The following is a 26,687-nucleotide window of genomic DNA, read 5'->3' on the forward strand; positions in this document are numbered from 1 at the left end:
GTGAAACTTGTCCTGTTTGACGTCGACGGCACGCTGCTCGACAGCCAGCACCTGATCCACGCCTGCCTGGTCGAGACTTTCAAGGGCATGGGGCGCCAGCCGCTGCCGCGCGCGGAGATGCTAAGCATCGTCGGGCTCTCGCTGGTGCCTGCAATCCAGCGCCTGTTCGGCGACGACACCAGCACCGGCGATATCGAAAAGGCTGCCGGCTTCTATCGCGAAGCCTTTCTCGCCCGCGTCAACGACCCAGCCTTCGCGCCGCCGCTGTTTCCGGGTGCGGCGGAGGCGGTGGCCGAGTTGCGCCGGCGCGATGATGTGATCCTGGGCCTGGCGACCGGCAAGTCACGCCGCGGCGTCGATCGTATCCTCGAAAGTTTCGGCTGGGAGGGGCTGTTCGCCACGATTCAGACCGCCGATACCGCGCCCTCCAAGCCCGATCCCGGCATGGTCGTGCAGGGGGCTGGCGAGGTGGGCCTGCGCCCAGAGGATGCCATCATGATCGGCGATACCAGTTTCGACATCTTGATGGGGCGCAGCGCCGGTGCCCGCACTATCGGCGTCAGCTGGGGCAATCACCCGGTTTCTGAGCTCGCCGAGGCGGGGGCCGATAATATCATCGACGACTTCGGGCAATTGCTGCCGCTCGTCGAAGCTTTCAGGGTGCCTCAGCCACAATGAGCGACCGCGATTTCTATAGCGACTGGTTCCGCGACGGCGCCACGCCCGATCCGATGCATGCCGCCCAGAAGGGCATGAAGCCCGAACTGCCCAAGCGCTTTTACAGTCAGGCGAGCGTGGTCGAGCGGGAAGGGCAGCATGCCGTGGCACTGGACGGACGGGTCGCCCGTACCCCCGCCAAGGCCTTGCTGGCCTTTGTCAGGCCTGAAATGGCAGAAGCTGCCGCAGCGGAGTGGAACGGGCAGGGAAGCCATATCGATCCCTTCTCCATGCCGATCACCCGTATCGCCAACTCGGCGATCGATGGCGTGCGCACGTCGCGGCAGGCCGTGATCGACGAGATCGCCAAATATGGCGGCTCGGATTCGCTCTGCTACAGGGCGGACCAGCCCGAAGAATTGGTTCGGCGCCAGGACGAAGCCTGGGATCCGGTGCTGGCCTGGGCAGCCGGTCATCTGGGTGCCAAGCTCGTCGTCACGCGCGGCATCCAGCACAAGCAGCAATCCCCGGAAGCCCTGGCCGCCATTGCCGAGGCCGTGGCCCGCCATGACGAATACGGCCTCGCCAGCCTCCACGCGGTCACCACGCTGACCGGTTCCGTCATCCTGGCACTGGCGGTTGCAGACGGTTATCTGGAGCCGGAGGCGGCCTGGGCCGCGGCCCATGTCGACGAAGATTATCAGGCCGAGCTCTGGGGCCAGGACGAAGAGGCTCAGAAACGCCGCGCCTGGCGCTGGCGCGAGATGGAAGCGGCGTCGCGCCTGCTGGCACTGGGACGGTAATCTGGAGCGCGGACATCCTGTCCGCGCTCCAGATCCTTTACGCAGCCATGCGCTTTTCACACGCCGCCAGCAAGGTGCAGAGTGCCACGGCATCGGCGGCCAGCTTTACCTCGGCGAGGCTCGGATAGGTCGGCGCGATGCGTAAGGTCCGGTCCTCAGGGTCCCTGCCGTAAGGATGCGTGGAACCGGCCGGGGTAAGCGCCAGGCCGGCGGCCTTGGCGAGCGCCACTACGCGGGAGCCCGTGCCCTCTAGCACATCCAGAATGATGAAGTAGCCGCCGGCAGGCCTGGTCCAGCGCGCGAAGCCATGGCTGGCGAGCCGGCGTTCGAAGGCTTCCTCGACTGCCGCGAATTTCGGGGCGATCAAGGAACGGTGCTTTTCCATATGGGCGTGGATGCCGTCGAGATCGCGCAGGAAGCGGACATGGCGCAATTGGTTGAGCTTGTCGGGGCCAATCGTGCGCTTGCTCGCATTGTCGAGATACCAGCGCACATTGACGGGGGAGGCGGCAATAAAGGCAAGGCCCGCGCCGGCGATGGTGACCTTCGAGGTCGAGGCGAAGACAACAGCCCTGTCGGCATTGCCTGCTGCCGCGCAGGCCTCCAGGATGTTGGCGAGATGCGGCCGGGTGTCACCGAGATGATGCAGCGCATAGGCGTTGTCCCATAGGATGCGAAAGTCCGCGGCTCCCGTCTTCATGCGCGCCAGGCGTTCGACCACGGCATCCGAATAGGTCTCGCCGCTCGGGTTGGAATATTGCGGTACGCACCAGATCGCCTTGACCTTCGGGTCGGCGGCCAGGCGCTCGACTTCGTCCATGTCGGGGCCTTCGCCGGTGAGCGGCACCGGGATGAGCTTGATGCCGAAGGATTCGCTCAAGGCGAAATGCCGGTCATAGCCCGGCACCGGGCAGAGGATGGCGATCTCCTCTTCCTTGCTCCAGGGCTTCTGCCCGCCGGGGACACCGCGCAGCAATGCATAGACATGGACGTCATGCATCAATGCCAGACTGGAATTGTTGCCGACGATGACCTGGGCGGCGGGCGCGCCGAGCACCGGCGCAAACAGGTTGCGCACCTCGGCCAGTCCCTGCAGGCCGCCATAGTTGCGGGTGTCCTCACCGGCTTCGCTGAGATGGTCGCGGTTGCCGGGCAGAGCGAGCATGCCTTCGGCAAGGTCGAGCTGTTCGGGTGCCGGCTTGCCGCGCGTCATGTCGAGGGAGAGTTTGCGGTCTTTCAAGGCCTCATATTCGCGCGTCAGTTCGCCGTGGAGGGCAGCGAGGGCATCGGGGCGCAGTTCGGCCAGGCTCGACATGGGTTTTTCCTATCGATGAGGATGAGCACGTCGAACTAACGCGCTGCAGCGAAAGGTTCAAGCGCTGGTTTCAATTCCTCGCTCATCTCACGCCAAGGTCTGCAGGGCTCGAAAGACTTCTTTCAGGCCGCGATGAAGTGGCTTGTCGCGTCGGAGCACCACTGCCAGAGTTCGATGCAGGAGGGGAGTCAGGCTTCGTACGGTGAAAGCCGTTACCTCTGCCCGAACCGCCATTTCGGGCAGGATAGAGCATCCGAGCCCTGCCTTGACCAGTTCCTTGATCGCTTCGACGCTGCCCAGCGACATCACCGGTTTGGGAGACAATCCTGCCTGAGCAAACCATTCGTCGCCGATGCGCCTGGTATTGCCTCCTGGCTCGAAAAGCAGCAGCGGCAACTCGGCGACCACTGCTGCCGTCGCCTCCTGCGGGAGCGTCATGCCCGGCGGGCCGATCAGCAGGAAGGGGTCATCCAGCACGGGAACGATCTCCAGGGAACGGCTGGAGAGCGGCAATGCGACCAGGCCAATGTCGAGGCGATTGTCTTCGACTGCCTTGGCGATCTCAGCCGTATTGCCGGTGGAGATGATAATTTCCAGGTTCGGAAAGGCTTGCCGCAATTTCTTGAGAACCGGTGGCAACAGGAAGATGCAAGCCGTCGCGCCCGTACCGATGCGTACCTTTCCCATGACCTTTCCGTCATGGCGCGCCACGGCTTCCAGCGCCGCCTGCACTGCGGCATCGATTTGGGCGACGTGGAGCAGGAGGTCTGCGCCGGCCGCCGTCGGTCTTGTCCGGCGGCCAACGCGCTCGACCAACAAGGTGCCGAAGCGCCGTTCCAACTGACGGACCTGCAGGCTGACGGCGGGTTGCGTCAGGTTCAGCCGTTCCGCCACCGCCGAGAAACTGCCGAGCTCGACGACATCGGCGAAGGCTTTGAGGTGGTCGAGATTGAGGTTGTTCATATCGGAGTTATTCTCGTACCAAAAATTTCCTTATGCTTTGCATGATTTTCCAAAGCTTCATTTATTTCAAGCGAGGAGCAACAATCCGGCCGGTTTCACGAAACGGGAAGAACGCGAGATGGCAGAGCACCTGTCGCTGCCGATGGCATTCATGGCAGCTGTCAGGGGAACGGGGCGCTATCTCGCTTTGTCTCCCCGGTCGCGCCTGCATCAGCGGGCGGCATTGCGAGAACTCGACGATCGGTTGCTGGCCGATATCGGCGTCACCCGGCGGGGAGCGCTGGCCGGTCACCCCGTGGCGACGAGGAGCGATCCTGCTATGAAGGGATGCAATCAGGCGATGGCAATGACAGCGAATCGGATGGATCCAACCGCCAACGCCGCTGCGATCCTCGTGCGGGATGCCCGCGAGAGCGACATGGCGGCGGTGCAGCCGATCTATGCCCACCACGTGCTGCAGGGGCTGGCGAGCTTCGAGGAAGTGCCGCCAAGCCTGGATGAGCTGGTTTCGCGCCGCCGCGGCGTTCTCGCCCAGGGACTGCCCTATCTCGTGGCGGAGGCGGAAGGGCGCGTGGTGGGCTACAGCTACGCCACGGCCTACAGGCCACGCCCGGCCTATCGCTACACCGTCGAGGATTCCGTCTATGTCGCCCCGGACATGGGTGGGCGAGGCGTCGGCCGCCTCCTGTTGGAGGAACTGATCGCCCGCTGCGAGGCCGGCCCCTGGCGTCAGATGCTGGCCGTCATCGGCAATAGCGGCAATACCGGTTCGATCGCCTTGCATCGGCGCCTGGGCTTTTCCGAGGCGGGCGTGCTGACATCGGTCGGCTTCAAGCTCGGGCGTTGGGTCGATACCGTGCTGATGCAGCGTTCCCTCGGGATCGGGAATGGCGCGCCGCCCCTCGACAGCGAGGCCGGGCGGTGATCGAGCGTCGTACCGTCCTTTGTCTCGGCCTTTTCCAGTTCGTGGCCTGGGGCGCCACCTATTATCTGGTCGGCGGCTTCGGCGAGCGGATGGCCGAGGACCTTGGCTGGTCGCGCGACATCGTCTATGGCGGCTTTGCCCTGGCTCTGCTGGTGATGGGACTGGTTTCGCCGCTCTGCGGGCGGCTGATCGATCGTCACGGCGGCCGCGGCATGATGACGACCGGATCGGTGCTCGCCGCCTTGGGATGCTTGGGGCTGGCCACCAGCCATTCCCTGCCGGCTTATTTCGCCGCTTGGCTGGTGTTGGGCGTGGCCATGCGGTTGACGCTTTACGATGCCGCCTTCGCCGCCCTGGCGCGCGTCGGTGGGGCCGATGCGCGCCGCGCGATGGCCCAGATCACACTGCCCGGCGGACTTTCTTCCACCGCGTTCTGGCCGTTGGGAACGGCGCTGGCCGATAGTCTAGGCTGGCGGGGAGCCGTCCTCGTCTATGCCGGCCTGATGCTGGCGACGGCACCGCTCGCTTTGGCGTTACCTGCAATTCGTCATCGCGACAGGCCGGTACCCAATGCGGAGGACTCCCGGCCGACGTTCGGCGGAACCGGTTCCGGCCTCCTTCTTGCCGGCGTGCTCTACGCCCTGATCACTACCATCATGAATTTTCTGAACGCCGGCATGTCATCCCACATGATCGCCATCCTGGCGGGGCTTGGCCTCGCTCAGACCTCGGCGGTCTGGGTCGCGACGCTGCGGGGCATCGGCCAGTCCGCCGCGAGGCTTGCCGAGATCTTGTTCGGCACCCGCCTGCATCCGCTCGCGCTCAATCTCCTGGCCTGCTCTCTTCTGCCGCTCTCCTTTGCCGCAGGGTTCGCCGGTGGCTACTCGTTGGCGGCCGCCATGCTGTTCGCCCTTGGCTATGGCGCCGGCAACGGCCTCGCAACGATTACGCGGGGCACGGTCCCGCTCGTTCTGTTCGACCATCGCGCCTATGGCGCCATCACCGGCCGCTTGCTGGCGCCGAGCTTCGTCGTTTCGGCCGGAGCGCCTGTCATCTATGCCCGCGTGATCGAATGGTGGGGCCAAGAGGGGGCGCTCGTCCTCTCCCTGGCGCTGGCCGGCATCACGCTGGCCGCGGCCTTCCTGCTCAAGCTGCGTTTTGCGCCGGCAAGCGCCGGTTCCTGTGGAATTTCGCCGGGGAATGGCGGAGCACGATGAAATCCGGGCGATATCGCTGTATGGAACAAGGCGCGGCAGGTTCAAACAAGAGCCGCGGGAAGCGCCCTTCATGAAGCATATCCTGGCCGAACTCCAGTCACGCCGCACCCAGGCCCTGCTGGGCGGTGGCGAAAAACGCATCGCAGCACAGCACGCCAAGGGCAAGCTTACCGCACGCGAGCGCCTGGAATTGCTGCTCGATGCCGGTTCCTTCGAGGAATTCGATGCCTTCGTCGAGCATCGCGCCGTCGATTTCGGCATGGACCGTGCGCATATCTCTGGCGATGGCGTCGTCACCGGCTGGGGTACGGTGAATGGCCGCAAGGTCTTCGTCTTCGCCAAGGACTTCACGGTGTTCGGCGGCTCGCTGTCGGAGACCCACGCCACCAAGATCAACAAGATCCAGGATATGGCACTCAAGAACCGGGCGCCGATCATCGGTCTGTTCGACGCCGGTGGTGCCCGTATCCAGGAGGGCGTCGCTGCGCTCGGTGGTTATGGCGAGGTGTTCCGGCGCAATGTGCTGGCCTCCGGCGTGATCCCGCAGATCTCGTTGATCATGGGTCCTTGCGCCGGCGGCGACGTCTATTCGCCAGCGATGACCGACTTCATCTTCATGGTGAAGGACACCAGCTACATGTTCGTCACCGGCCCCGACGTCACCAAGACGGTGACCAACGAGACGGTGACGGCCGAGGAACTCGGCGGCGCTTCGGTGCATGCCGTACGCTCCTCCGTGGCCGACGGTGCCTATGAGAACGATGTCGAGGCCTTGCTTCAGATGAGACGACTGATCGACTTCCTGCCGGCCAATAATTGCGAGGGGCCGCCGGAGATCCCGTCCTTCGACGATATCGAGCGGCTCGAACCCTCGCTCGACACGCTGGTGCCCGACAATCCCAACAAACCCTATGACATGAAGGAGCTTGTCACCAAGCTGGCGGACGAGGGGGACTTCTTCGAGATCCAGGAGAAGTTCGCGCGCAACATCATCACGGGCTTCGCGCGCATTGCCGGGCGGACCGTCGGCATCGTGGCCAACCAGCCGATGGTGCTGGCCGGCGTGCTCGATTCCGACGCCAGCCGCAAGGCTGCTCGTTTCGTGCGCTTCTGCAACGCCTTCGAGATCCCGATCGTCACGCTGGTCGACGTTCCCGGCTTCCTGCCCGGCACGGCGCAGGAATATGGCGGGTTGATCAAGCACGGTGCCAAGCTCCTGTTCGCCTATTCGCAGGCCACGGTGCCACTGGTGACCGTGATCACCCGCAAGGCCTATGGCGGCGCCTATGACGTCATGGCTTCCAAGCATGTCGGGGCCGATGTCAACTATGCCTGGCCGACCGCCCAGATCGCGGTGATGGGCGCCAAGGGAGCCGTGGAGATCATCTTCCGCCAGGACATGGATGATCCGGAAAAGATCGCCAAGCACGTCAAGGGCTATGAGGACCGATTCCTCTCCCCCTTCGTCGCCGCCGAACGCGGCTATATTGACGAAGTGGTCCAGCCCTCGCAGACGCGCAAACGCGTGGCACGCGCCTTGGCCATGTTGCGCAACAAGCATGTCGAGGCTCCGCGCAAGAAACATGACAACATCCCGCTATAACGGTCAGTCTCAAACTTGAGACTGACCGGGATGGCTCCACCGGTTATTTTGCTTGCCGTAGGGGAAAATAACAAAACATGGTGAATCCCGCGAGCGGCGTTTCCCGCATGTCCGCTGGGCGAGGCGCACCCCGCAGGGCAGGCCTGCGGATGCGGCATGGCTGAACCCTGAAAAGGGTTTGATATCAGATAGATATCGGGTGTATCGGATCGGCCTCTTTACATCAGCTCTCTCGTCGAACCCTCGGCGGCCGCCAAGCTCAAAGCTGTGAATGATCGGATTTCGGCCCGACATTGCCACAGGATTGTGGCGAACAGCACATTCTTTGGCCATGTGCGGCCCTTAGGGTGAGACTCATTAACGCCAGTTTGAGTGATCCAGGCTCAAATTGGGTTTCATGAGGCGCCGCGAGTTAGGCGCAAACCAAGGCAAGGCACGACCCCATGGTGACGTCACCTATCGCAACTCTAGTTGAGCCCGCTCTGGAGCGCGGTTCGATCGAGGATTCCGAAGTTCAGCAAATGCGTCAGCGTTGGCAGGACGGCGCGCTGCTCCAGGCCGCCGATGCCGACGCACTCTTTGCGCTTCAGGGCGTATTGGCAGGACGCAACAAGAATTTTAACGCCCTCTTCGAGGAAATGCTGACGGCTTTCGTCCTGGATCGTAACGAACCCAAGGGCAGCATTTCCAAGGAGCAGGGAGCCTGGCTCCTTTCGATGCTCGATGGCGGCGAGGGATTGGTGGCCAATGCCGCCGAACTCGGTCTGCTGATCCGACTGGTCGAGCAGGCTGACAGCGTGCCCGACGAACTGGCCAGCTTCGCGCTGCACCAAATCCAGCACGCTGCGATGACGGGCGAGGGACCGGCCGCCAAGGGCCGCATCCATTTCTCCCGCGTGATCGACACGCAGGATATCGCCAGCATGGCTCGTCTTTTCCAGGTGGAGAAGGGCGCCAAGCGCCGTATCATCTCGCGCCAGGAAGCCGAGATGCTGTTCGATATGGCCGAAGGCTGCAACAGTGAAGATCCGGCCTGGGACGGACTGTTTGCCGAAACCATTCAAGCGCATCTGCTGGCCACCAACCAGCCAGGCAATACGGGTGGCCGCTCGCTGACCACGCCCGTGGTTCTGGCCGATCGCGACAGCGCCTGGCTGAACCGGCGCATCCAGCACGATGGCCGGGTAAGCCGCGCGGAGCGGGCTCTGCTGGCCCTGGTCGATCCGCGCCAGATGGCGGCGACCAACAGCTGGGACAAGCCGATCAGCCAGATGATCTGACCGGCTCGAGCCCATTAACCGATGTCATCGAATGCCGGCCCCAGGGCCGGCATTCTGCTTTTCCAGCAAGGTGTTGGTTGCCAAGCAGATTCTTCCTGGTCCGGCCACGGGCACGATCAGGAAGAATCTGCAGGATTTCAGATATTTGCAGAGTTTCCTGACGAGCCCCATCCGTGGGCCTCGTCAGGAAACTCTGCTTAGGGATGACTCTCGATATGAGGCTGTTCATCCTTAGAGCAAAGCGCATTCATGACGGAACGCTCGTTTGCTCTAACGCTTCGTTTCGACGCGTCTTTGCGATTCCAGGCGATTCCGCCAAATCGCAAAACGCTCCAGGCTTCACCGGCCCGCCAGCTTGCGCAGGGCGGAGCGGGCCTGTTCGTTGAAGCTGGAGGTGACCGGGCCGTTGTAATAGCCCCGGGCCTTGAGCTTGAGCAGCATCTCGGAGTGGAAGCGCGGCGACCACGCCTTGGCGTTGGTCAAGAGCTCATTGAGCTCGAACTCGGAACCGCGCTCCAGGGCCTTGAAGGCGTAGTTGGCGGCTTCCACCGGATTCTTCACGGTACCACGACCGTTGTTGTAATAGGAGGCGAGGCTGGCCAAGCTGTTGGTGTCGCCGAGATCGGCAGCCTTCTGGTACCAGCGCAGAGCCTCGGCAAAGTCGCGTTTCACGCCTTTGCCGCCCTCATAGAGCAAGGCGATGTTGGCGTGGCTTTCCACATCGCCACGGTCGGCGCCCTGGCGATACCAGCGCATGGCTTCGGCATAGTCCCGCGGCACGCCGAGCCCGAGCTCGTAGAGATAGCCGATACTGACATAGGAATTGGCATAGCCGCCATCGGCCGCCTTGCGGAACCAGCGCATGGCTTCGGCATAATCGCGCGGCACACCGGTGCCCTCGCGATAGAGGAAGGCCAGATTGTGGGCCGCGGCGAGACTGCCGGCCGCAAAGGCCTGCTGATAGGTGGCGAAGGCTTCGGCGTGGCGCTTTGCGGCATCGAGGGCGCGTCCATATTGAAAGAGCAGCCGCTTGGTCCCGGGATATTGCTGCAGGCCGCCGTTGCAGGCCGCGACGGCCCGGGCGGCATCGATCTGCCCGAACAGCACGCCGGCGCCGACCCGGTCCGGATCCAGGGGGCTGGCGGCCAGCCTGTCGCATTCGGTTTCAGGCGGTGGAACTGCCGGTCTCACCGGGGGGACGGCCGCCGCCTGCTTCTGCACGGGGCCGGGTTCGGGAGCTGTCTGTGGGATGACGGACGGTACGGTCTTGGTGGTCGCCAGCGCCGAGAGTTCCTTAATGCGCTTGTCGGCCAACTCGCCGAAGAAGGTGTTGGCATAGCGCCTGCGGAAAGTTTCGAGCTCGCCCATATCCGTGCTGCCCCGCAGCGTCGGCCAGATCTGCGAAGCCTCGCCGAAAAGCGCGTCCGTGGCGGGAGGGGCGCCGGCTTGGGCCGGTGCTGCCATCAGGGACAGGACGCCGCCGCCGAGCGATCCGTTGACGAAGGGCTGCTGCTGGTTCCCGGTATCGGCCATGACATCGTCGCGCACATTGCCGAGCATGATGCGGACATCGATGCCGGGCTCGATGATGCGCTTGATCAGCGAGGCGGTGAAAGGGCTGTTCAGGCCATTGCCGTCGGCGGCCACGGTGCCGGCTGCTGCCGAATAGGCAATCAGCGTGTTGGTGCTGGCCGGCTCGGCACGAGCCAGGCCGCGCGAGACCGCCCGATTGCTGTTGCTGCGGCCCATGCGCGGCAGGAAGGGATTGTTGCGACAGGCATCCAGGATCACCAGCTTGAGGCGGGAGGCTCCTTCGAGCGAGCGCAGCACCCTGTCGAGGGTCACCGCCTCATCCTCGACGTCCCGGTCCGTAGCAAGGCGTGCATCCACTGGCAGCAGATAATTGATGCCGTTGAGTTCCATGCCATGGCCCGAGTAATAGATCACGGCCACGTCCGCCGTTGCAGCTCGCGTTTCGAACGCTCGCAGCGCCTGCACCATGCCCTGACGGCTGAGGTCGTTTTCGGGCTGGATCACGGTGAAGCCGGCCTGGTTCAACGCCGCCTTCATGCCACTGACGTCATTGGGCGGATTGATCAGTGCCGTGGCGTTCTGATAGCGAGCATTGCCGATCAGCAGGGCAACGCGCTTGTCGGCATGGGCCGCGCCGGCGGCGCACCACGTGCCCACGAATATCGCGAGCGCCAGGACGATCCTCATATGCATGCGGTCCCCACCACCCTTGAAGCCGGGCTGGATCTTAGCAAAGGGGCGGGGAGCGTAAAGCGTGGAGGGAACAGGGATATGGCCGGAAGCACCCCGATGCCGCGATCAGCGGTGTACGTCGCCTGAATCTCCAAGCCGACTTATTGCGTATGGCCGAAATCTATGAGACGCCCTAATGAAGGGCAGCGAGCCCATTCGAGCCATCCTGGGTGATTGCGGGCATGTTTTCCAAAGTTCTGATTGCCAATCGCGGAGAAATTGCCTGCCGCATCATCAAGACGGCACGCCGGATGGGCATCGCCACGGTCGCCGTCTATTCCGATGCCGATCGCGATGCCCTGCACGTCGAGATGGCGGACGAGGCCGTCCATATCGGCCCGCCGGCCGCGGCTCAATCCTATCTCCAGATCGAGAAGATCATTGAGGCCTGCCGCCAGACCGGCGCCGATGCAGTGCATCCTGGTTACGGCTTCCTGTCGGAGCGGGAGGCCTTTGCCACGGCGCTCAAGGAGGCCGGCATCATTTTCGTCGGTCCCAATCCGCATGCCATCGCGGCGATGGGCGACAAGATCGAATCCAAGAAGGCCGCGGCGGCGGCGGGCGTTTCCACCGTACCCGGCCATCTCGGCATCATCGAGGATAGCGCGGCTGCCATCCGCATCGCTACGGAGATCGGCTACCCTGTGATGATCAAGGCCTCCGCCGGCGGCGGCGGTAAGGGCATGCGCATCGCCCATTCGGCCGCGGAGGTGGAGGAGGGCTTCCGCCTGGCGCGTTCCGAAGCGAAAGCGAGCTTCGGCGACGACCGCGTCTTCATCGAGAAGTTCATCGTCGAGCCCCGCCACATCGAAATCCAGGTGCTCGGCGATAAGCATGGCAACGTCATCCATCTGGGGGAGCGTGAATGCTCGATCCAGCGCCGCAACCAGAAAGTGATCGAAGAAGCGCCGTCGCCTCTGCTGGATGCAGAGACGCGGGCACTGATGGGGGCCCAGGCCGTCGCGCTCGCCAAGGCGGTCAATTATGATTCCGCCGGCACCGTCGAGTTCGTGGCCGGGCAGGACAAGAGCTTCTACTTCCTGGAGATGAACACTCGTCTGCAGGTTGAGCATCCAGTGACCGAACTGGTGACGGGTATCGATCTGGTCGAGCAGATGTTCCTCGTCGCTGCCGGCGAAAAGCTCGCGCTGAAGCAGTCCGACATCAAGCTCTCCGGGTGGGCCGTGGAATCACGCGTCTACGCCGAGGACCCGCTGCGCAATTTCCTGCCCTCGATCGGCCGCCTGACCCAGTATTGCCCACCGGCCGAACGGCGCGAGAAGGGCGTGACGGTTCGCAACGACACCGGCGTGTTCGAGGGAGGCGAGATCTCGCTCCACTACGACCCGATGATCGCCAAGCTCTGCACGCATGCCCCGACGCGTGCCGGCGCGATCGCCGCCATGTCGGATGCGCTCGACGGCTTTGCCATCGAAGGCATTCGCCACAATATTCCCTTCCTCTCGGCGCTCATGCAGCATGAACGCTGGAAGGAAGGACGGCTGTCGACCGCTTTCATCGCCGAAGAGTTCCCCGGCGGATTTTCGGTCAGCCCGCCCAAGGGGGCGGTTGCTGACAGGCTGGCGGCGGTTGCGACGGCAATCGACCATATCCAGAACCAACGCAAGCGCAGCATCAGTGGGCAGATGGTCGGCAAGCCCGTGGTATTCGAGCGCCGCCGCATGGCGGTTCTCGGCGACACCGCCTTTACCGTCGAGGTGGACGAGGCGCGCGGGGAGATGCAGGTGACCTTCCTCACGCCGGAAGGGGCGCCGGAGCGCCTGGTGACACTCACCTCGGACTGGAAGCCCGGCCAGCCAGTATGGTCGGGCCGCATCCACGGCGAGCCGGTGTCCATGCTGGTACGGGCGATTCCCAACGGTGTGGTGCTGGCCCATCGCGGCACCGCCGCCGATATCCGCATCTACACCCGGCGCGAAGCCGAACTAGCCCGCCTGATGCCGGTCAAGAACAGCACGGCGCTTACGACGGCCTTGCTGTGTCCGATGCCCGGACTGGTCCGGGCCATCGAGGTCGTCGAGGGGCAGGAGGTCAAGGCCGGGGAGGCGCTCTGCGTCGTCGAGGCCATGAAGATGGAGAACGTTCTGCGTGCCGAGCGCGACGCCACCGTCAAGAAGATCCGCGTCAAGCCGGGTGATACGCTGGCGGTCGATGCGGTGATCATGGATTTTGCCTGATACCGAGAGGCATTTTCAATGCGTCTTGGTTCTATCTGATGGTTTTCGCCAAATCTTTGATTTGGTCTCGAAAACCGTCAGGTGTTTGCATCTCGGATGCGTCAGCATTTTCGAGACTTGGTATGTCATTCCGGCATTTGCGGTCGAGGGAGAGTGGGTTTGAGCGTCTGGGACCAGTTCTTCAGCTGGGGCGCGCTCCCTGGCCACATCGCCTATGCCATCATCGCCATCTCCTATCTCCTGACCAACATCTTCTGGCTGCGGCTGGCGGCGGTGGTCGGCATTGCCCTGGAGGTTGTCTATTTCCTGTTCAGCGGCTCGGCTGTCTGGCCGTCGATCGCCTGGGACAGCGCCTTCATCCTGATCAATCTGGTGCAGCTCGGCATTCTCCTGCGCGACCGTCTCAGTCTCAAGCTCTCCGCCGACGAACAGGCTTTCATCAAGCCGATCGTCGGCGATCTCGACAAGGCGCAGATTGCCCAGCTTCTGCGGACGGCCGAATGGCGCACTTTGGAACCGGGCTCGGTGGTGACCACCGAGGCCGATCCGGTGCATGAGCTCACTTTCATCTGTGAAGGCCAGACCGAGGTGCGCGTGCGCGAACAACTCGTTGCCCACGTCGGTGCCGGGGCTTTCGTCGGGGACGTGTCCTTTGCCACCGGCGTACCGGCGACCGCAACGGTGATCACGGAAAATGCCGTGCGCGTGCTGGCCTTCGACCAGGACAAGCTCAAGGCGCTGTGCAAGCGAGACGAGCAGATTGCCCACGCCCTCTATCGGCGAATCGGCGGCGGGCTGGCCGACAAGATGCGGGTGGCAACGGGGCGGCTGTAGCAAGGCAAGATGCCGGCAAGTCGACTCAAAACTTCGAAACGCGACGTTAACCCCCGGATGTTACAGACATATCCAGCTTGGGTTCAGTACGTTGTCAGGACAATGCTGTCAGTCGTCATCTTGCGTTTGCTGCTATCGCCTTCCGGGGCGATCGATCGCGTTGCCTTCACCGCCGGTGTCGTGCTGCTGGCGGCGCTTACGGTCGGCGGTCACCATGCCCTGCAAGGCTGGAGCGGCCCCTATGGCTTGGGCTCCTTCGCCTTTGTTGCGGCCATTGCCTGGTCCGCCATTTGCCTTTCACGCAAGCGCCTGCATGATTTCGGCTGGTCCGGCCTGGTGATCCCGGCCTTTCTGAGCCTCTATCTGCTGGCCGTCGCGATCGCGATCTTCTTTCTCGACCGGGGTGCCCTGGCGTCCTGGCAACAGGCTCTGGCGACATTCGGCCTGTTCAGCGGCCCGATGGTCGGCTGGCTGATCGCACTGGCCATCATACCGGGCAACGGACTCGCCTCCAGTGCGAGAACGAGCTGGTAGGCGCAAAGTCCGCTCAAACCAATGCCTTGGCGGCATTTCCCGATTCGATATCTTCCCTCGACAGGCGCGTCTCTCCAAAGATCGGTTCGAAGGTCTGGCGCAAGGCAAGGTCGACATCCTCCAGCGTCACCGGCAGCCCGAGATCGACCAGACTGGTCACGCCGTGGTCGCGGACGCCACAGGGTACAATGCCGGAGAAATGCTCGAGATCGGGTTCCACATTGATAGCGATGCCGTGGAAGGAGACCCAGCGCTTGAGGCGGATGCCGATGGCGGCGATCTTGTCCTCGGCACCTTCGCCGCGCTGGGGGCGCCGAACCCAGACGCCGACCCGGTCCTCGCGGCGTTCGCCGCGCACGTGAAAGGCCCAAAGCGTTTCGATCAGCCAGGCTTCCAGCGCCGTCACCAGCCGCCGGACGTCCTGTCGGCGGCGCTTGAGATCGAGCATGACATAAGCCACGCGCTGGCCGGGGCCGTGATAGGTGTATTGTCCGCCGCGACCGGTCTGGTGCACCGGGAACCGGTCGGGAGCGACCAGATCCTCGTGCCTGGCCGAGGTGCCGGCGGTATAGAGTGGCGGATGTTCGAGCAGCCAGACGCACTCGCCGGCCACCCCGTCCGCAATTGCGGCTGCTCTGGCCTCCATCGCAGCGACGGTTTCCTCATAAGGGCTGAGGCCCGCGATGACCTGCCACTCTACTGGCGGAGAATCGCTGCCGGGCAGGAGATGATGGTCGAGGGCATTACGGCTAGTCACTGGATAGGTTCCAATCGGGGTGGACAGCCTCTTCATATCGGCGGATTTTTGGGCTTCGACAAGGGCTTGCATGCGAAGTGCAGGAAAAGCGTGAATTGCCCTTGCTGCCCTGTGATCGATCTGTTAGACGATGCGCCGCTTCACATGGCGACACGGTCTTCGGATCGGCCCTGTGCAGCAACCGCGGTCATGGCGGAATTGGTAGACGCGCTACCTTGAGGTGGTAGTTGGGAGACCAGTGGAGGTTCGAGTCCTCTTGACCGCACCAAATTAGAGCAAGGCTCCGGAAAGGCGATCCAGCGATGGATCGCCTTTTTGTTTGGCTGGAGTCTATTGCGGCGCGGCGCGGCGGGCCTTGCCAACAGGCTTGCCCTGGTTGGCGAGGATGCGCTCGGTCTGGGAGAACCAGCCGGCGGGAGCAGGTTTGGTTTCGAGTTCACCGGGGCCGGGCACGATATGCACGATTCGAAAGCCGCGCCTTTTGAGTTCCTGGAGAAACTGAGGCAGCATCGCCACGGTGCGCGGCTGGATGTCGTGCAGGAGCACGATGCCGCCTTTGTTCTTCTCGAGCCGCCCGAGCACCAGCTTGAGTTCCTCCTGTGGCGTTTCGGGCTCCCAATCGCTTGCCCACAGATCGGCGCCGAACGCCACGATGTCGAGCGAGGCCAGCCATTGGTTGAGGGCTGGGGAGTCGGCAAAGCCGGGAAAGCGGAAGAAGGGCTGGTGTGGACGCTCTCCCGCCGCACCCCAGACGGCCCTGTCGACGGCACGGTAGCCGTTCTCGATATCGGCTCGAGCTCGTTCGAAGGGCAGGCGGCGCAGGATGGGATGGGTCATCGAATGATAGCCGACGGTATGTCCTTCCCTCGCGACCCGGGCGGCGAGGGCGGGTGCGGCAGCGGCGTTGCGGCCGATCATGAAGAAGGTGGCTTTCACGCATTGGCCCGAAAGCGTGTCCAGGATCTTTTCCGTGCGTCCGGGCATGGGACCGTCGTCGAATGTCAGAACCACCTCTCCCGGCGCCAGCAGCAAGGTCTGGGGATAGGTCTTGAGCCCGACCGCGCCGCCGCCGACGGTGCCGACAGGCAGCGTACGCGACACGCCCAGCGCCTCCGGCGGGCAACCCGCGAGGCTGGATGCAGGCAGGGCGCAGGCGAGCGCAGCAGCCAGGCAGAGTATCCCGGCGAGGCTCATCCGCGGGTCTCGCCGGGATACTCTGCAAATGCTTGATATCTTGCAGATGTCTCCTGATCGCGCCACGAGCGCGATCAGGAGACATCTGCTTAGGGCCAAGACTTTCATGACGGGTACGACCGAAAATGGGGGGATGATTCGCCTGATAAGCACTTTGCGAGGCGAGTCTTCAAAGATTTTTGTCGACAGTGAGATGCGGTTAAGCTTCTCTCTCTATCCTGTGTTTCCAGTCGTTGAAGTGCCGAAGCGTTTTGCGATTCGACGGACTCACCTTGAATCGCAAAGACGCTCTAGCCAATCCGTTGGATTGGCTTGGAAACGATGAGTTGGAGCAAACAAGCGTTCAGTCATGGACGCGCTTTGCGCCAGACGGAATGGCCGTTCATAATGGGTTTCACAATGCGATCGCTGTCGCGCTTCATCCAGCACGGGTTTCTTGCAGCAGGTGTGCTGGTGCTCAGTGCCTGCTCGACCGTTCAGCAGGCCTACCCCGAGGCGAACAAGTTTCCGGTGCATGGCATCGACGTCTCGAAATATCAGGGCATTATCGATTGGAATGCCGCTGCCCGGGGCGGCGTGCGCTTCGCCTATCTGAAGGCGACGGAAGGTGGCGACCGCGTCGACGACAAGTTCAGGGCGAATTGGGAGGGAGCCCGCGCTGCGGGCATACCGACAGGCGCCTATCATTTCTATTATTTCTGCCGGCCGGTGGAGGATCAGGTCGCCTGGTTCAAGACCCATGTGCCACCGGCAAGCGACGCCTTGCCGCCGGTTCTGGACATGGAGTGGAATCACCTTTCGCCGACCTGCAAGCTGCGTCCGCCCGCCCCGAAGATCCATGCCGACATGGCGGTGTTCCTACGCGAGATGGAGCGCTTCTACGGTAAGAAGCCGATCATCTACACCACGGTGGATTTCCACCGCGAAATTCTGACCGGTGAACTGGAGGCCTATCCCTTCTGGGTGCGCTCGGTGAAGGGCCATCCTTCCGAGCGCTATGGCAAGCGTTCCTGGGCCTTCTGGCAATATACCGCCACCGGTTCGGTGCCGGGAGTCCAAGGGCAGGTGGACCGCAACGCCTTCGCAGGGTCCGAGCAGCAATGGCAGGACTTCCTGGCTCAGAACGTCGCCACAGGCAGCATCGCCGCCAATTGAGGCTGCGTATGTCGACAGAGGGAGCTTCCAGGCGCCCTCTGCAATGTCTAATCGATCCGTACCGGCCCCAGTCGATAAACGCCCTTGAAGTCGTCAGGGTCGGCTGGAGCACCCTTGCGATAGATCATCAGCCGGCCCTCCTTGGCCAGACGCACGACGATGCGACGAAGCGGCTGCATCAGCGGCCCCCATTGATCGGCAGCCTTGCCTCCCACCTCCTGAGCGATGTCAGAGGGGGCGAGGGTCTTGCCTACCGGCAAAGTTGCGATCAGGCGCAGCGCCGTCTGTTCGAGAGCGTCCTTGTCTACCATTGAACTCACGATCTGGATGCGGAAGCGGCGCTTCCCTACTGAAGTTTTGCTGAGCGGCTTCCGTCGCCATGAAACGGAAACCGCTCTATGAGCCTGAAATTCCAAGCCTAAGCTGAACAAAGCGGCCGTTGGTTTGGGATTACCCGGGAAGGCTTGCCCTGCCAGGGTCGGTGTTTGTTCAACAGCCGGCTGTACCGGGGGGGCAATTGCGGATTGGACCAGCACCGGCTGGCGCACCGGGAGTTGGCGAAGGGCTGTCGACCCGCGGCGCGCTAGGAGCCGCTGATGGGCTCTCGACCCGAGGGGCGGGTGCTGACCAGCCAGGGCGTGACAAGCCGGGAGAACCGCCAACATTCGAGGTGATCGGAGGTCGTCCGCCGGGGGGGGCGTTCCGCCAGCTGAAATCACCGCCTGGAGTCGGTCCCGGACCCGTGCCGGGGCCTGTACCGGGACCTGGTTCCCCAGGAATCGGCCGACCGGGGCGTGGGCGACCCGGGTAGCGATCGCGACGGTCGCGACGATGATCGCCATAATAGCCGCCACCGTAATAGCCAGGGTCGCTATAATAGGGGCGGTCGGCGTAACCGCCCTCCGGCGTGACGCAGCTTGCGAGAGGGAGGGTGAGCAGGCCGGCAAGCACGAGCATTTTCTTCATGGGTACGACTCTCAGATGCGTTGCAGTTCGTGGATCGAACAATGAAGGCGCTCCCGCCGGCTTGCAACCGGATGTTTGGCACCAGGGTCGTTTAACTGAGCAGTCATACGGCATGTTGACGGAGGCAAATCTCCGTTTGCGCGCCCGTGCAGGAGGCGGCATGGTGCGGCCGGTGCTGGAGTACGCCCCTTGAAACTGATCATCGGCAACAAGAATTATTCTTCCTGGTCCATGCGTCCCTGGCTCGCGGCAAAGTCGGCCGGTTTGAGCTTCGAGGAACAGATCATCTGGCTGCGCCATCCCGAAACGTCGGCGATGATCAAGGCGACCTCGGCAGCCGGCAAGGTGCCCATTCTGATCCATGGCGACATCATGGTGCACGAATCCATTGCCATCCTCGAATATCTGGCCGAGATCGCGCCGGAGCTCTGGCCTGACGATCGCGAGAGCCGGGCTCACGCCCGAGCCATCAGCGCTGAGATCCATGCCGGGTTCCTGCCGCTGCGCCGCAACTGTCCGATGAATATCAAGCGCCGGCCGAGGGCGATCGCGCTCGACGACGAAACCCAGGCGAGTGTGGAAAGGGTGGTCGATCTCATCATCGATTGCCGTACACGCTTCGGCGGTGGCGGCGATTTCCTGTTCGGCGCGAAGTTCAACAATGCCGATGCCATGTGGGCACCGGTGGTGAACCGCCTGCACGCCTATGACGTCAAGGTGCCGGCCGCGGTGCGCCGCTATATGGATGCGGCGATGGCGACGCCGATGTGGCGTGAATGGGAAGCGGCCGCGCTCGAAGAAACCGAAACGATCGTCGATATTGATTCAGTGTGATGAGCCTTAATCTGATCAAGCTGTGCGTCGGCGCCGAATCGATCGCCGACCTCGAGGAGTGGATCGCCCTGCGCCTGCGCCTGGCGGGCGAGCAGATCCACACCACCCGGATGATGCCGAAGAACCGCGAGGCGATCCTCGGTGGCGGCTCGCTCTATTGGGTGATCAAGGGTATCGTCTCCTGCCGCCAGCGCATCACCGATTTGCGTGCGCGCCGTGACGAGGACGGCATCTCGCGTTGCGATATCCTGCTCGATCCGGTGGTCGTCGCGGTCGATCCCCGTCCGCGCGGTCCCTTCCAGGGCTGGCGCTATCTCAGCGCGACCGATGCACCGCCGGATCTTGCCAAGGCCGGCACGGCCGATGCCGACCTGCCCATCGAGCTCCAGCGCGAGCTGCGCACCATCGGCCTCGTGTGAGCCGAAAGGCCATCTTGGCCGGTTGCAAGAAAGCTGCAAGGCGTGTTCACGCTATAGTCACACACCATGCGTCATTATGGCACGTAATCGCCGCTTACCTGTCCGTCATTCGTTATCGAGCGTTAACCATGACGTGTGCAGGATGGCACTTCGAAGTTTCACCGCTCTGGCATCATGGCCGTAAGTTGAGTGGATGGAGGACGCCATGTTGATCGCAAGTACAGAAGGGCAGGGCTGGTGCTACGAAGTCATCGCGCAGTCTGACGGCTTTCTCGTCCAGGTTCGCGATCTCGATACCGGTGAAGTTTCCCTGAACGAAACCACGTTGTTCCGCACTTCGCCTGTGGCCTTGGCTTATGCCGATATGGCAGCCGCAGCGGACCGCTTCGCTGCATCACGGCTCGACGAGGTTGAAGAAGTCGAGGACTGGCAGGCCCTCGCCGACGATTATCATCACGAGCTGGATCGTTTTACCACCATTCGCGACCGTCTGTCCGATGATGGCGTGGGTGGTGCCTTGCTTCGCTGCAGCCGGGCAGGTTCCCTGCGCGATCAGGCCCATCGACTGCACTAAGTCATTTTTCCAGAGTAGTTGATGGACTTGTCGGTAAAAAAACGCGTCGGAACCAAGAAATATTCTGCTGATCAGGCGGTAGCCTTGCCACCCTCGACCAAGGTGAGATGGCCATAGCGCCGGGCTCCGCTGGGCAAGGCTGAGCGACGCTGGACGCGGGAAGCCGCCGGGATTTCTTCCACCGCGACGATATCGAAACGCGAAATGGGATGCAGGCCGATCCAATAGGGTGTTTCGCCCGGGGTAAGGCTGCCGAGGATGCGCGAATTCGCCTTGCCGCGATGATGGAGCGGCAGAAGCAGCAATTCCAAGTCGAGACGATGGCCTTGCAGCGTGCTGCCACTCAGCGTGATCACCCGCGCCGTGAGGTCGAAGGATACCGCCGTCACCAACTCCGCCAAGGCAGCCGGATCGGCCCATCGGTCCAGCAACGAAGCGCCGCGCAACTCCTGGCCCAGCAGGGCGCACATGCGAGTTCCGGCCAGGCGGAAAGGAAAGCTGCGGCTCTTGTCGATCTCTACGATGAAGGTATCGCCGAGAACCCGGCGGATGGCGGCCGGATCGATGTCGACGCGTTCGGGGGCCGGCCGCTGACCGCGCAACTGATCCCAATAGCCATAGAGGTCGCGTGTCGCCGTATTCTTCATTGGTCAGCCGCCCCTTGAGCAAAGCACGTTCATGCCTGAACGCTTATTTGCTCTAACTCTTTGTTTCGACGCGTCTTTGCGATTTTTGGCACTGCCTTCAAATCGTAAAACGCTTTGAGCAAAGCGCGTTCAAGGCTGAACGCTTGTTTGCTCTGACGCCTTGTTTCCAAGCCAATCCGACGAATTGGCTAGAGCGTCTTTGTGGTTCCTTGCGGATCACTGGACGCTATTGGCATGTTCCGATTTGGGATCGGCCCATGCCTTCGCTTCAATCATCGCGAACGACCTTCGTTCGAACGTCGCTCCCGCCCGTCATAGGCGGGCTAGGAGGTGACGATAGCACTGGCGGGGGAGAGGGGGGCAGAGGGCAGGATGGTTACCGCCTGGAAACGAATTATTAATGTTAACAAAAGGTTAATGGTGCCGAATCGATGTTAAGAAAGGCGGGGTGGATGGTCATGGCTTCCTCCTTGCTTTAGGAGACACTTCTTTGTCATTGAAATCGCGCGGCAATATCGATCCGCCAGCGGCCTTTAACGTGCCGGCGGTCGTCCTGCTGCTCACCGGCCTCGTCGTCGCCGTTCACATTGCACGGGCCGTGATGCCCGTCAGTTGGAGCGCCTGGCTGGTCGGCATCTTTGCCTTCACCCCCCTGCGCTACGACCCCGCGATCGGAGAGAGCATTGCCTGGCCCGGGGGGCACCTTGCCGATATTGCCGGCTTCCTGACCTGTTTCTTCCTTCAGTCCGATCCTGGCACGCTGATGATCAATGGCGCAGCCATGCTGATCCTTGGGGCAGCAGTGGCCTGGCGCTTCGGAGCCTTGCGGTTCCTGGCCTTTACAGCGCTATGTACCGTCGCAGGCTCGTTCACCTGCCTGCTGTTCTACTGGGGCAGTGCAGCAGCCATGGTTGGGGCAGGCGGTGGCTTGTCGGGCCTGTTCGCAGCCTCCATCCATTTCCTGTTCAAGGGCGGGTCGGCCATGGCGGCTTTTCGGGTCGCCGGCGGTGCGGCATTTCGCAAGCCGGCCTGGACCTTGCGGGACGCTCTGGCGGACCAGAATGTGCGCATCTGGCTCGCCGTCTTCGCCTTCATCACGGCGTGGAACGCCGTCAGCCCGCTGATTATAACCACTTCGCAGGTGATGCCCGGTTGGCCGGCCAACATAGGCGGCTTCCTGGCCGGCCTGCTTCTCTTTCGTTTCTTTGACCGCCAGCCACGGTTGCGGCGGGTCGTCTGAAACCCGGATCAGCTCATCGCCTGGCCCTCGACGGCGCTCCACACAGCCAGGGCCTGGCGCGTCTGTGCGACATCGTGGACGCGTACGGCGTCGGCGCCGCGCTGGGCGGCAGAGAGAGCGGCGGCAACCGATCCGGCTACGCGTTCCGAAGCCGGACCATGGCGATCGACGCCGCGGATGAAGATCTTGCGTGAGGCTCCGATCAGCACGGGGAAGCCGAGCGCACGCAATTGCGGGGTGGCGTCGAGCAGGGCCAGATTGTGTTCCATTGTCTTGCCGAAGCCGATGCCGGGGTCGAGCCACAGGCGCGATGCGGCGATGCCATCCTTGATGGCGCGCTCGCATTTGAAGCTCAGTTCGGCGCACACATCCTTCACCACGTCGGCATAAACAGGGTTGACCTGCATGCTTTGCGGATCGCCCTGCATATGCATCAGCACCACGGGTGCATCATGGCCAGCCACGGCCCTGCGGCTGGCTGGATCGTCCAGGGCGGTGACGTCGTTGATCATGGTGGCGCCGGCTGCGAGCGCCCGGGCCATGATTTCGGCGTGACGGGTATCGACGGAGATCAGGCGGTAGCGTCGCCTGGCCTCCTCGGCCAGGGCTGAGATCACCGGGCCAACGCGCTGCCACTCGGTTTCGATGTCGACGGGGGCGGCGCCCGGACGGGTCGACTCACCGCCGATGTCGAGTATGTCGGCACCTTCCTCCATGAGTTGGCGGGCATGATCGATGGCCGTCTCGGCGCTGTCGTAGCGCCCGCCATCGGAGAATGAGTCCGGCGTGACGTTGACGATCCCCATCAGCAGCGGCACCGTCCTGAGGGCACGCACATGGGCGCGATCGCTGCGCGCCAGCATCAGGCTCACGGTTTCGCCATTGACGGGATGGCGCCAGCCTGGCGCGATGTCGGCGAGCGGCGCGAGCACGAAGGCGCGTTCATGCATGCGCGGGTGCGGCACGACTAGGTCTGGCGTGTCGATGACTTCGCTGCCATAGCCGATCAGATCGAGATCCAGCGTGCGTGCGGCATTACGTTCGCTGCGCTCACGCCCGAACTGCAATTCGACCTCGAGCAAGAGGGAAAGAATCTGATGGGGCGGGAGGGCGCTGTCGACGGCGATGACCTGGTTCGCATACCAGGGCTGGTCCGAGCGGGGCACGGGTTCGGTCAGGAACAGGCGTGAACGCGCCGAAATCGTCAATCCGCGGGCGGCCAGGGCAGAGACTGCCCGGCGAAGGGTCTCACGGGGAGCTCCTTCGGAGGACGGAAGATTGGCACCGAGGGCAACGTAGATCATGGAACTTTGCTCACTGGATGGGAAGGGCAACCTCGAGGCGCATGCCGATGTCGTATTCGATGCGGGCCAGGAGGGCGTTGAAGAGGCGATTGATGGATTCGGCGGCGCGGGGGGGCGGGATCAAGCTCCGCTTGCCTAGCGCAATGACGGGCCGGACCAGGCGCACGGAATTGGTGAGAAACAGCGCTTCGGCCTGGTCGAGCAGGGGCGGTGTAAGACTGGTCTCGCTGATATCGAAGCCGAGGGCCTTCGCCTCTTCCAACAGCACGGCGCGCATGACGCCGTCGAGGCAGCCATCGGCGCAGGGGGGCGTGACGAACCGGCCGTCGACGATGGCAAAGAGGTTGGCGATGGTGGTTGAGACGGCATTGCCGTCGAGATTACGGATCAGGGCATCGTCGGCGCCGATCTCGGTGGCCCGGCGGGCGGCGAGGATGTTTTCGAGGTAGTTGAGGGATTTCAGGCGGGCGAGCGGCGAGAACTGGTTGCGCGGCAGCCCGGCCTCGCACAGGCATGCGGGCTGGCCGACGAGGCTCGGACCCCAAGGCTGCGCCGTCACCAGGATGGTGGGTGGATTGCCCGGTGGCGGCCACAAGCCCCGGGCTGCCTGTCCTCGCGTCACCGTGGTGCGCACGATGGCATGGCGTTCGCCCAGCTCATCCAGCACGCCGGCGAGCGCCTCCTGCAACCGGGCCGAATCGACATCGATGCCGATGGCGGCCGCATGCTGGATGAGGCGGGCGCGGTGTCGTTCTTCCGCGAAGGGACGGCCCCTGAAGCAGCTCATGGTGTCGAACACGCCGTCGCCGAGCTGGAAGCCACGATCGAGGGCGTTGACCCAAGGAATGTCGGGTTGACGGGCATCGATTTGGGGGGCGTCGGCGGTGCCGTCCGCCAGGAGACGATAAAGAAGGAAACTCACTGCACGCGATCCAGGAACGCGCGGATGATCTGATGTCCTTGCGGCGTCAGGATCGATTCGGGGTGGAATTGCACGCCGAAAGTGGGGTGCTGGCGATGGGTGAGTGCCATGATCTCTCCCTCGTCGCTGCGGGCCGTGACCTCCAGCGGGCCGTCCTCGTCGATCTCGACGATCAGCGAGTGATAGCGCGCGGCCTCGAAGGGGCGTGGCAGCCCGGCGAACAGGCCGCCACCCTGATGCTCGATGCGCGAGGCGCGGCCATGCATGGGAGTGCGAGCATGGGCGGTGCGCCCGCCAAAGACCTCGCCGATGCATTGATGGCCGAGGCAGATGCCGAGAATGGGCAGTCTGCCGGAAAACAGCTTGATCAGGTCGAGCGAAGCGCCAGCATCGCGCGGTGCCTTGGGACCCGGCGAGAACACCAGCGCCTTGGCACCCAGGCTGACGACGTCATCGGCGCAGACGGCGTCGTTGCGGGCGACATGAGTCTTGGCACCGGCCTCCTCGAAATAGCGGGAGACGTTGAAGACGAAGGAATCGTAATTGTCGACGATCAGGATCATGCCGCTTCCTCCGCGCGGGAGGCATCCTCGAAGGCCGCGATGAGCCGCTCGGCCTTGGCCAGCGTCTCGTCATACTCGGCAAAGGGGTCGGAGAGCAGCGTGATGCCGCCGCCCGCCCGTACAGAGAGGTCCTTGCCGTCATAACTGAGGGTGCGGATGGCGATGTTGAGATCGGCGGCGCCGTCAAAGCCGATCCAGCCGATGGCACCGCAATAGGCACCGCGCGGCTCGCGCTCGAGTTCGCCGATGATTTCCATGGCGCGAATCTTCGGCGCCCCTGTGATCGAGCCGCCAGGGAAGGTGGCCGCGATCAGGTCGGTGACGTCGAGCCCCGCCTTCAGGCGGCCCGTCACTGCCGAGGTCAGGTGGTGAACCGAGGCATAGGTTTCGACGCCACACAACATCGGAACCTCGACGCTGCCGGCTTCGCAGACGCGTGACAGGTCGTTGCGCAGGAGATCGACGATCATGATGTTCTCGGCCCGGTCCTTCTCGCTGCGGGCGAGCGACTGGGCGATGGCGATGTCCATGGCGGGATGGGTGCAGCGACGCTTGGTGCCCTTGATTGGCCTGGCTTCGACCAACCCTTCATCTTGGCCGGTGTTCAGACGCAAAAAGCGCTCGGGCGAGGTCGAGGCGATGAAGTTGATACCGTCGACCAGCAGGGCGGCGAATGGCGCCGGATTGGACCGCCGCAAGGCGAGATAGGTCGCCAGCGGGTCGGCGCCGTGCTGGGGCGTTGCGCTGAAGCGATGGGAGAGATTGGCCTGGAATATGTCGCCGTCGCGGATATAGCCGACCACGCGGGCGACCTCGGCCTCGTACTCGCTCCGGCTGCGGCTGTCGTGCCAGGTCAGTGCGCGCGGCGCCGACGCCCGGTGAGGCTGGGCCTGGAGGCCCTCGACGAGCCGTTCGGCGCAAGCCCAGTCCGGTGCAATGGCGAAAGCGCGTTTCTCGATGGTGTCGAAGGCGAGGAGGCGATCATAGAAGGGCAAGTCGATCTGCGGGGTGCCCGGAGCGGCGGATGGAACTGATGATCCGAAGCGCTCGAACAGATGACCTGCCTCATAGGCGAAATTGCCGATGGCACCGCCTGTGAAGGGAGGCGCCCCCGGCATAGCGGGGCGGGCATGCTGCCGCAGCAGATCGCGTAAGGCCTCCATCGGCTTGCCGTCGATGGCGGCATCGTTCCAGCGCGCAACGCCGTCGACGACCTTGAACCGGCCGAAGGGGGAGGCAGCCAGATAGGACCATCGCCCGAGCGTCGCATGCGGCATGGCGCTGTCGAGCAGGGCCAGTCGCGGCTGGCTGGCCATGGCGGCCGCGGCTTCTAGGGGATCGATCCAGGGTATCTCAACAATGATCATGGCAGCTCAAGCACAATCCTGGTGCGGCATAAAAATGCCGGCCAGCTCGTGTGATGCGGACAGACCGCTTCAATGTTCGGCGATTGGAGCGTCGGGCGGCTTCCCTGTCAGCCGGCCGGAACTCATCACGCTGAGGCTTGCATACAAGATG

25 protein-coding genes and 1 tRNA gene are annotated in these 26,687 nt (G+C 63.4%); 15 read left to right on the forward strand and 11 right to left on the reverse strand.

Going from position 1 to position 26,687, the window contains the following annotated elements; genetic code table 11:
- Positions 1 to 678: an HAD-IA family hydrolase gene (locus ACZYTC_RS05990; RefSeq protein WP_488989111.1), complete on the forward strand. Its 678-nt coding sequence runs from the start codon at positions 1 to 3 to the stop codon at positions 676 to 678.
- Positions 675 to 1,460: an ATP12 family chaperone protein gene (locus tag ACZYTC_RS05995; protein WP_434956950.1), complete on the forward strand. Its 786-nt coding sequence runs from the start codon at positions 675 to 677 to the stop codon at positions 1,458 to 1,460. Before ACZYTC_RS05990 ends, ACZYTC_RS05995 begins: the two co-directional genes overlap by 4 nt.
- Before the next feature lie 37 nt (positions 1,461 to 1,497).
- Here the strand turns inward: ACZYTC_RS05995 and ACZYTC_RS06000 are convergent, their stop codons facing one another.
- Together ACZYTC_RS06000 and ACZYTC_RS06005 are read right to left on the reverse strand one after the other, a co-directional pair.
- On the reverse strand, positions 1,498 to 2,775 hold the full coding sequence (locus tag ACZYTC_RS06000; protein ID WP_488989112.1) for an aspartate aminotransferase type Ic: 1,278 nt from the start codon (positions 2,773 to 2,775) through the stop codon (positions 1,498 to 1,500).
- An 87-nt stretch (positions 2,776 to 2,862) separates the two neighbouring features.
- Positions 2,863 to 3,738, reverse strand: coding sequence for a LysR family transcriptional regulator (locus ACZYTC_RS06005; protein ID WP_488989113.1), 876 nt, complete (start codon positions 3,736 to 3,738; stop codon positions 2,863 to 2,865).
- Between the two features lie 118 nt (positions 3,739 to 3,856).
- Here ACZYTC_RS06005 and ACZYTC_RS06010 point away from each other — a divergent pair, with 118 nt between their 5' ends.
- The 4 genes from ACZYTC_RS06010 (at position 3,857) to ACZYTC_RS06025 (ending at position 8,763) form a co-directional block, all read left to right on the forward strand.
- Positions 3,857 to 4,663: a GNAT family N-acetyltransferase gene (locus ACZYTC_RS06010; RefSeq protein ID WP_434956947.1), complete on the forward strand. Its 807-nt coding sequence runs from the start codon at positions 3,857 to 3,859 to the stop codon at positions 4,661 to 4,663.
- Positions 4,660 to 5,880, forward strand: coding sequence for an MFS transporter (locus ACZYTC_RS06015; protein ID WP_441773419.1), 1,221 nt, complete (start codon positions 4,660 to 4,662; stop codon positions 5,878 to 5,880). Before ACZYTC_RS06010 ends, ACZYTC_RS06015 begins: the two co-directional genes overlap by 4 nt.
- Positions 5,881 to 5,950: 70 nt before the next feature.
- The gene (locus tag ACZYTC_RS06020; protein ID WP_434956945.1) at positions 5,951 to 7,483 is read left to right on the forward strand and encodes an acyl-CoA carboxylase subunit beta; all 1,533 of its coding nucleotides are present in this window, start codon (positions 5,951 to 5,953) and stop codon (positions 7,481 to 7,483) included.
- 521 nt (positions 7,484 to 8,004) lie between these two features.
- On the forward strand, positions 8,005 to 8,763 hold the full coding sequence (locus ACZYTC_RS06025; RefSeq protein WP_441773420.1) for a hypothetical protein: 759 nt from the start codon (positions 8,005 to 8,007) through the stop codon (positions 8,761 to 8,763).
- A 339-nt stretch (positions 8,764 to 9,102) separates the two neighbouring features.
- Here the strand turns inward: ACZYTC_RS06025 and ACZYTC_RS06030 are convergent, their stop codons facing one another.
- Positions 9,103 to 10,989 carry a caspase family protein gene (locus ACZYTC_RS06030; RefSeq protein ID WP_488989114.1) on the reverse strand — a complete coding sequence of 629 codons (1,887 nt, stop codon included), beginning with the start codon at positions 10,987 to 10,989 and terminating at the stop codon, positions 9,103 to 9,105.
- A 221-nt stretch (positions 10,990 to 11,210) separates the two neighbouring features.
- Between ACZYTC_RS06030 and ACZYTC_RS06035 the strand changes: the two genes are divergently transcribed.
- The 3 genes from ACZYTC_RS06035 to ACZYTC_RS06045 all read left to right on the forward strand — a co-directional run bounded on the left by ACZYTC_RS06035 (position 11,211) and on the right by ACZYTC_RS06045 (position 14,594).
- On the forward strand, positions 11,211 to 13,226 hold the full coding sequence (locus tag ACZYTC_RS06035; RefSeq protein WP_488989115.1) for an acetyl-CoA carboxylase biotin carboxylase subunit: 2,016 nt from the start codon (positions 11,211 to 11,213) through the stop codon (positions 13,224 to 13,226).
- A 159-nt stretch (positions 13,227 to 13,385) separates the two neighbouring features.
- Positions 13,386 to 14,060: a Crp/Fnr family transcriptional regulator gene (locus ACZYTC_RS06040; RefSeq protein ID WP_434956941.1), complete on the forward strand. Its 675-nt coding sequence runs from the start codon at positions 13,386 to 13,388 to the stop codon at positions 14,058 to 14,060.
- A 102-nt stretch (positions 14,061 to 14,162) separates the two neighbouring features.
- Positions 14,163 to 14,594 carry a hypothetical protein gene (locus ACZYTC_RS06045; RefSeq protein WP_068292206.1) on the forward strand — a complete coding sequence of 144 codons (432 nt, stop codon included), beginning with the start codon at positions 14,163 to 14,165 and terminating at the stop codon, positions 14,592 to 14,594.
- Between the two features lie 13 nt (positions 14,595 to 14,607).
- On the opposite strand, the gene lipB is transcribed toward ACZYTC_RS06045, so the two are convergent.
- A complete protein-coding gene (gene lipB / locus ACZYTC_RS06050) occupies positions 14,608 to 15,387 on the reverse strand; it encodes a lipoyl(octanoyl) transferase LipB (protein ID WP_441773424.1) in 780 nt (259 codons plus the stop codon).
- Positions 15,388 to 15,534: 147 nt separating this feature from the next.
- Between lipB and ACZYTC_RS06055 the strand changes: the two genes are divergently transcribed.
- Positions 15,535 to 15,619, forward strand: a tRNA-Leu gene (locus ACZYTC_RS06055).
- A 62-nt stretch (positions 15,620 to 15,681) separates the two neighbouring features.
- Here the strand turns inward: ACZYTC_RS06055 and ACZYTC_RS06060 are convergent.
- Entirely contained in the window at positions 15,682 to 16,545 is an 864-nt protein-coding gene (locus ACZYTC_RS06060; protein ID WP_488989116.1) for a polysaccharide deacetylase family protein, read from the reverse strand.
- A 408-nt stretch (positions 16,546 to 16,953) separates the two neighbouring features.
- Here ACZYTC_RS06060 and ACZYTC_RS06065 point away from each other — a divergent pair, with 408 nt between their 5' ends.
- Positions 16,954 to 17,700, forward strand: coding sequence for a glycoside hydrolase family 25 protein (locus ACZYTC_RS06065; protein ID WP_434959654.1), 747 nt, complete (start codon positions 16,954 to 16,956; stop codon positions 17,698 to 17,700).
- A 47-nt stretch (positions 17,701 to 17,747) separates the two neighbouring features.
- Here the strand turns inward: ACZYTC_RS06065 and ACZYTC_RS06070 are convergent, their stop codons facing one another.
- Entirely contained in the window at positions 17,748 to 18,011 is a 264-nt protein-coding gene (locus tag ACZYTC_RS06070) for a DUF3253 domain-containing protein (protein ID WP_434956937.1), read from the reverse strand.
- An 844-nt stretch (positions 18,012 to 18,855) separates the two neighbouring features.
- Here ACZYTC_RS06070 and ACZYTC_RS06075 point away from each other — a divergent pair.
- The 3 genes from ACZYTC_RS06075 (at position 18,856) to ACZYTC_RS06085 (ending at position 20,493) form a co-directional block, all read left to right on the forward strand.
- Entirely contained in the window at positions 18,856 to 19,500 is a 645-nt protein-coding gene (locus tag ACZYTC_RS06075; RefSeq protein ID WP_434956936.1) for a glutathione S-transferase, read from the forward strand.
- The gene (locus ACZYTC_RS06080; RefSeq protein WP_434956935.1) at positions 19,500 to 19,919 is read left to right on the forward strand and encodes a DUF1489 family protein; all 420 of its coding nucleotides are present in this window, start codon (positions 19,500 to 19,502) and stop codon (positions 19,917 to 19,919) included. The genes ACZYTC_RS06075 and ACZYTC_RS06080 overlap by 1 nt, the downstream gene beginning before the upstream one ends.
- Before the next feature lie 205 nt (positions 19,920 to 20,124).
- Positions 20,125 to 20,493, forward strand: coding sequence for a hypothetical protein (locus ACZYTC_RS06085; protein ID WP_434956934.1), 369 nt, complete (start codon positions 20,125 to 20,127; stop codon positions 20,491 to 20,493).
- A 71-nt stretch (positions 20,494 to 20,564) separates the two neighbouring features.
- On the opposite strand, the gene ACZYTC_RS06090 is transcribed toward ACZYTC_RS06085, so the two are convergent.
- Positions 20,565 to 21,140 carry a PAS domain-containing protein gene (locus ACZYTC_RS06090; RefSeq protein ID WP_434956933.1) on the reverse strand — a complete coding sequence of 192 codons (576 nt, stop codon included), beginning with the start codon at positions 21,138 to 21,140 and terminating at the stop codon, positions 20,565 to 20,567.
- Between the two features lie 490 nt (positions 21,141 to 21,630).
- Between ACZYTC_RS06090 and ACZYTC_RS06095 the strand changes: the two genes are divergently transcribed.
- Positions 21,631 to 22,380, forward strand: coding sequence for a rhomboid family intramembrane serine protease (locus ACZYTC_RS06095; RefSeq protein WP_441773426.1), 750 nt, complete (start codon positions 21,631 to 21,633; stop codon positions 22,378 to 22,380).
- 8 nt (positions 22,381 to 22,388) lie between these two features.
- On the opposite strand, the gene folP is transcribed toward ACZYTC_RS06095, so the two are convergent.
- Genes folP through pabB form a run of 4 tightly spaced genes read right to left on the reverse strand, consistent with a single transcriptional unit; the run spans position 22,389 to position 26,536 of the window.
- Complete coding sequence (folP, locus tag ACZYTC_RS06100) at positions 22,389 to 23,684, reverse strand: dihydropteroate synthase (protein ID WP_434956931.1); 1,296 nt, start codon at positions 23,682 to 23,684, stop codon at positions 22,389 to 22,391.
- Positions 23,685 to 23,694: 10 nt separating this feature from the next.
- On the reverse strand, positions 23,695 to 24,606 hold the full coding sequence (locus ACZYTC_RS06105; RefSeq protein WP_488989117.1) for an aminotransferase class IV: 912 nt from the start codon (positions 24,604 to 24,606) through the stop codon (positions 23,695 to 23,697).
- On the reverse strand, positions 24,603 to 25,169 hold the full coding sequence (locus tag ACZYTC_RS06110) for an anthranilate synthase component II (protein ID WP_441773428.1): 567 nt from the start codon (positions 25,167 to 25,169) through the stop codon (positions 24,603 to 24,605). Before ACZYTC_RS06110 ends, ACZYTC_RS06105 begins: the two co-directional genes overlap by 4 nt.
- The gene (gene pabB, locus ACZYTC_RS06115) at positions 25,166 to 26,536 is read right to left on the reverse strand and encodes an aminodeoxychorismate synthase component I (RefSeq protein ID WP_488989118.1); all 1,371 of its coding nucleotides are present in this window, start codon (positions 26,534 to 26,536) and stop codon (positions 25,166 to 25,168) included. Before pabB ends, ACZYTC_RS06110 begins: the two co-directional genes overlap by 4 nt.
- Between the last annotated feature and the right edge of the window lie 151 nt (positions 26,537 to 26,687).

The sequence above is a fragment of the Labrys sp. F242 genome, from assembly GCF_057813875.1.

Coding starts and splice junctions, on each gene's coding strand:
- ACZYTC_RS05995 (WP_434956950.1), top strand. CDS start 675: ATGAGCGACCGCGATTTCTATAGCGACTGGTTCCGCGACGGCGCCACG.
- ACZYTC_RS06000 (WP_488989112.1), bottom strand. CDS start 2,775: ATGTCGAGCCTGGCCGAACTGCGCCCCGATGCCCTCGCTGCCCTCCAC.
- ACZYTC_RS06005 (WP_488989113.1), bottom strand. CDS start 3,738: ATGAACAACCTCAATCTCGACCACCTCAAAGCCTTCGCCGATGTCGTC.
- ACZYTC_RS06010 (WP_434956947.1), top strand. CDS start 3,857: ATGGCAGAGCACCTGTCGCTGCCGATGGCATTCATGGCAGCTGTCAGG.
- ACZYTC_RS06020 (WP_434956945.1), top strand. CDS start 5,951: ATGAAGCATATCCTGGCCGAACTCCAGTCACGCCGCACCCAGGCCCTG.
- ACZYTC_RS06025 (WP_441773420.1), top strand. CDS start 8,005: ATGCGTCAGCGTTGGCAGGACGGCGCGCTGCTCCAGGCCGCCGATGCC.
- ACZYTC_RS06030 (WP_488989114.1), bottom strand. CDS start 10,989: ATGCATATGAGGATCGTCCTGGCGCTCGCGATATTCGTGGGCACGTGG.
- ACZYTC_RS06035 (WP_488989115.1), top strand. CDS start 11,211: ATGTTTTCCAAAGTTCTGATTGCCAATCGCGGAGAAATTGCCTGCCGC.
- ACZYTC_RS06045 (WP_068292206.1), top strand. CDS start 14,163: ATGCTGTCAGTCGTCATCTTGCGTTTGCTGCTATCGCCTTCCGGGGCG.
- lipB (WP_441773424.1), bottom strand. CDS start 15,387: ATGAAGAGGCTGTCCACCCCGATTGGAACCTATCCAGTGACTAGCCGT.
- ACZYTC_RS06060 (WP_488989116.1), bottom strand. CDS start 16,545: ATGAGCCTCGCCGGGATACTCTGCCTGGCTGCTGCGCTCGCCTGCGCC.
- ACZYTC_RS06070 (WP_434956937.1), bottom strand. CDS start 18,011: ATGGTAGACAAGGACGCTCTCGAACAGACGGCGCTGCGCCTGATCGCA.
- ACZYTC_RS06080 (WP_434956935.1), top strand. CDS start 19,500: ATGAGCCTTAATCTGATCAAGCTGTGCGTCGGCGCCGAATCGATCGCC.
- ACZYTC_RS06085 (WP_434956934.1), top strand. CDS start 20,125: ATGTTGATCGCAAGTACAGAAGGGCAGGGCTGGTGCTACGAAGTCATC.
- ACZYTC_RS06090 (WP_434956933.1), bottom strand. CDS start 21,140: ATGAAGAATACGGCGACACGCGACCTCTATGGCTATTGGGATCAGTTG.
- folP (WP_434956931.1), bottom strand. CDS start 23,684: ATGATCTACGTTGCCCTCGGTGCCAATCTTCCGTCCTCCGAAGGAGCT.
- ACZYTC_RS06110 (WP_441773428.1), bottom strand. CDS start 25,169: ATGATCCTGATCGTCGACAATTACGATTCCTTCGTCTTCAACGTCTCC.
- pabB (WP_488989118.1), bottom strand. CDS start 26,536: ATGATCATTGTTGAGATACCCTGGATCGATCCCCTAGAAGCCGCGGCC.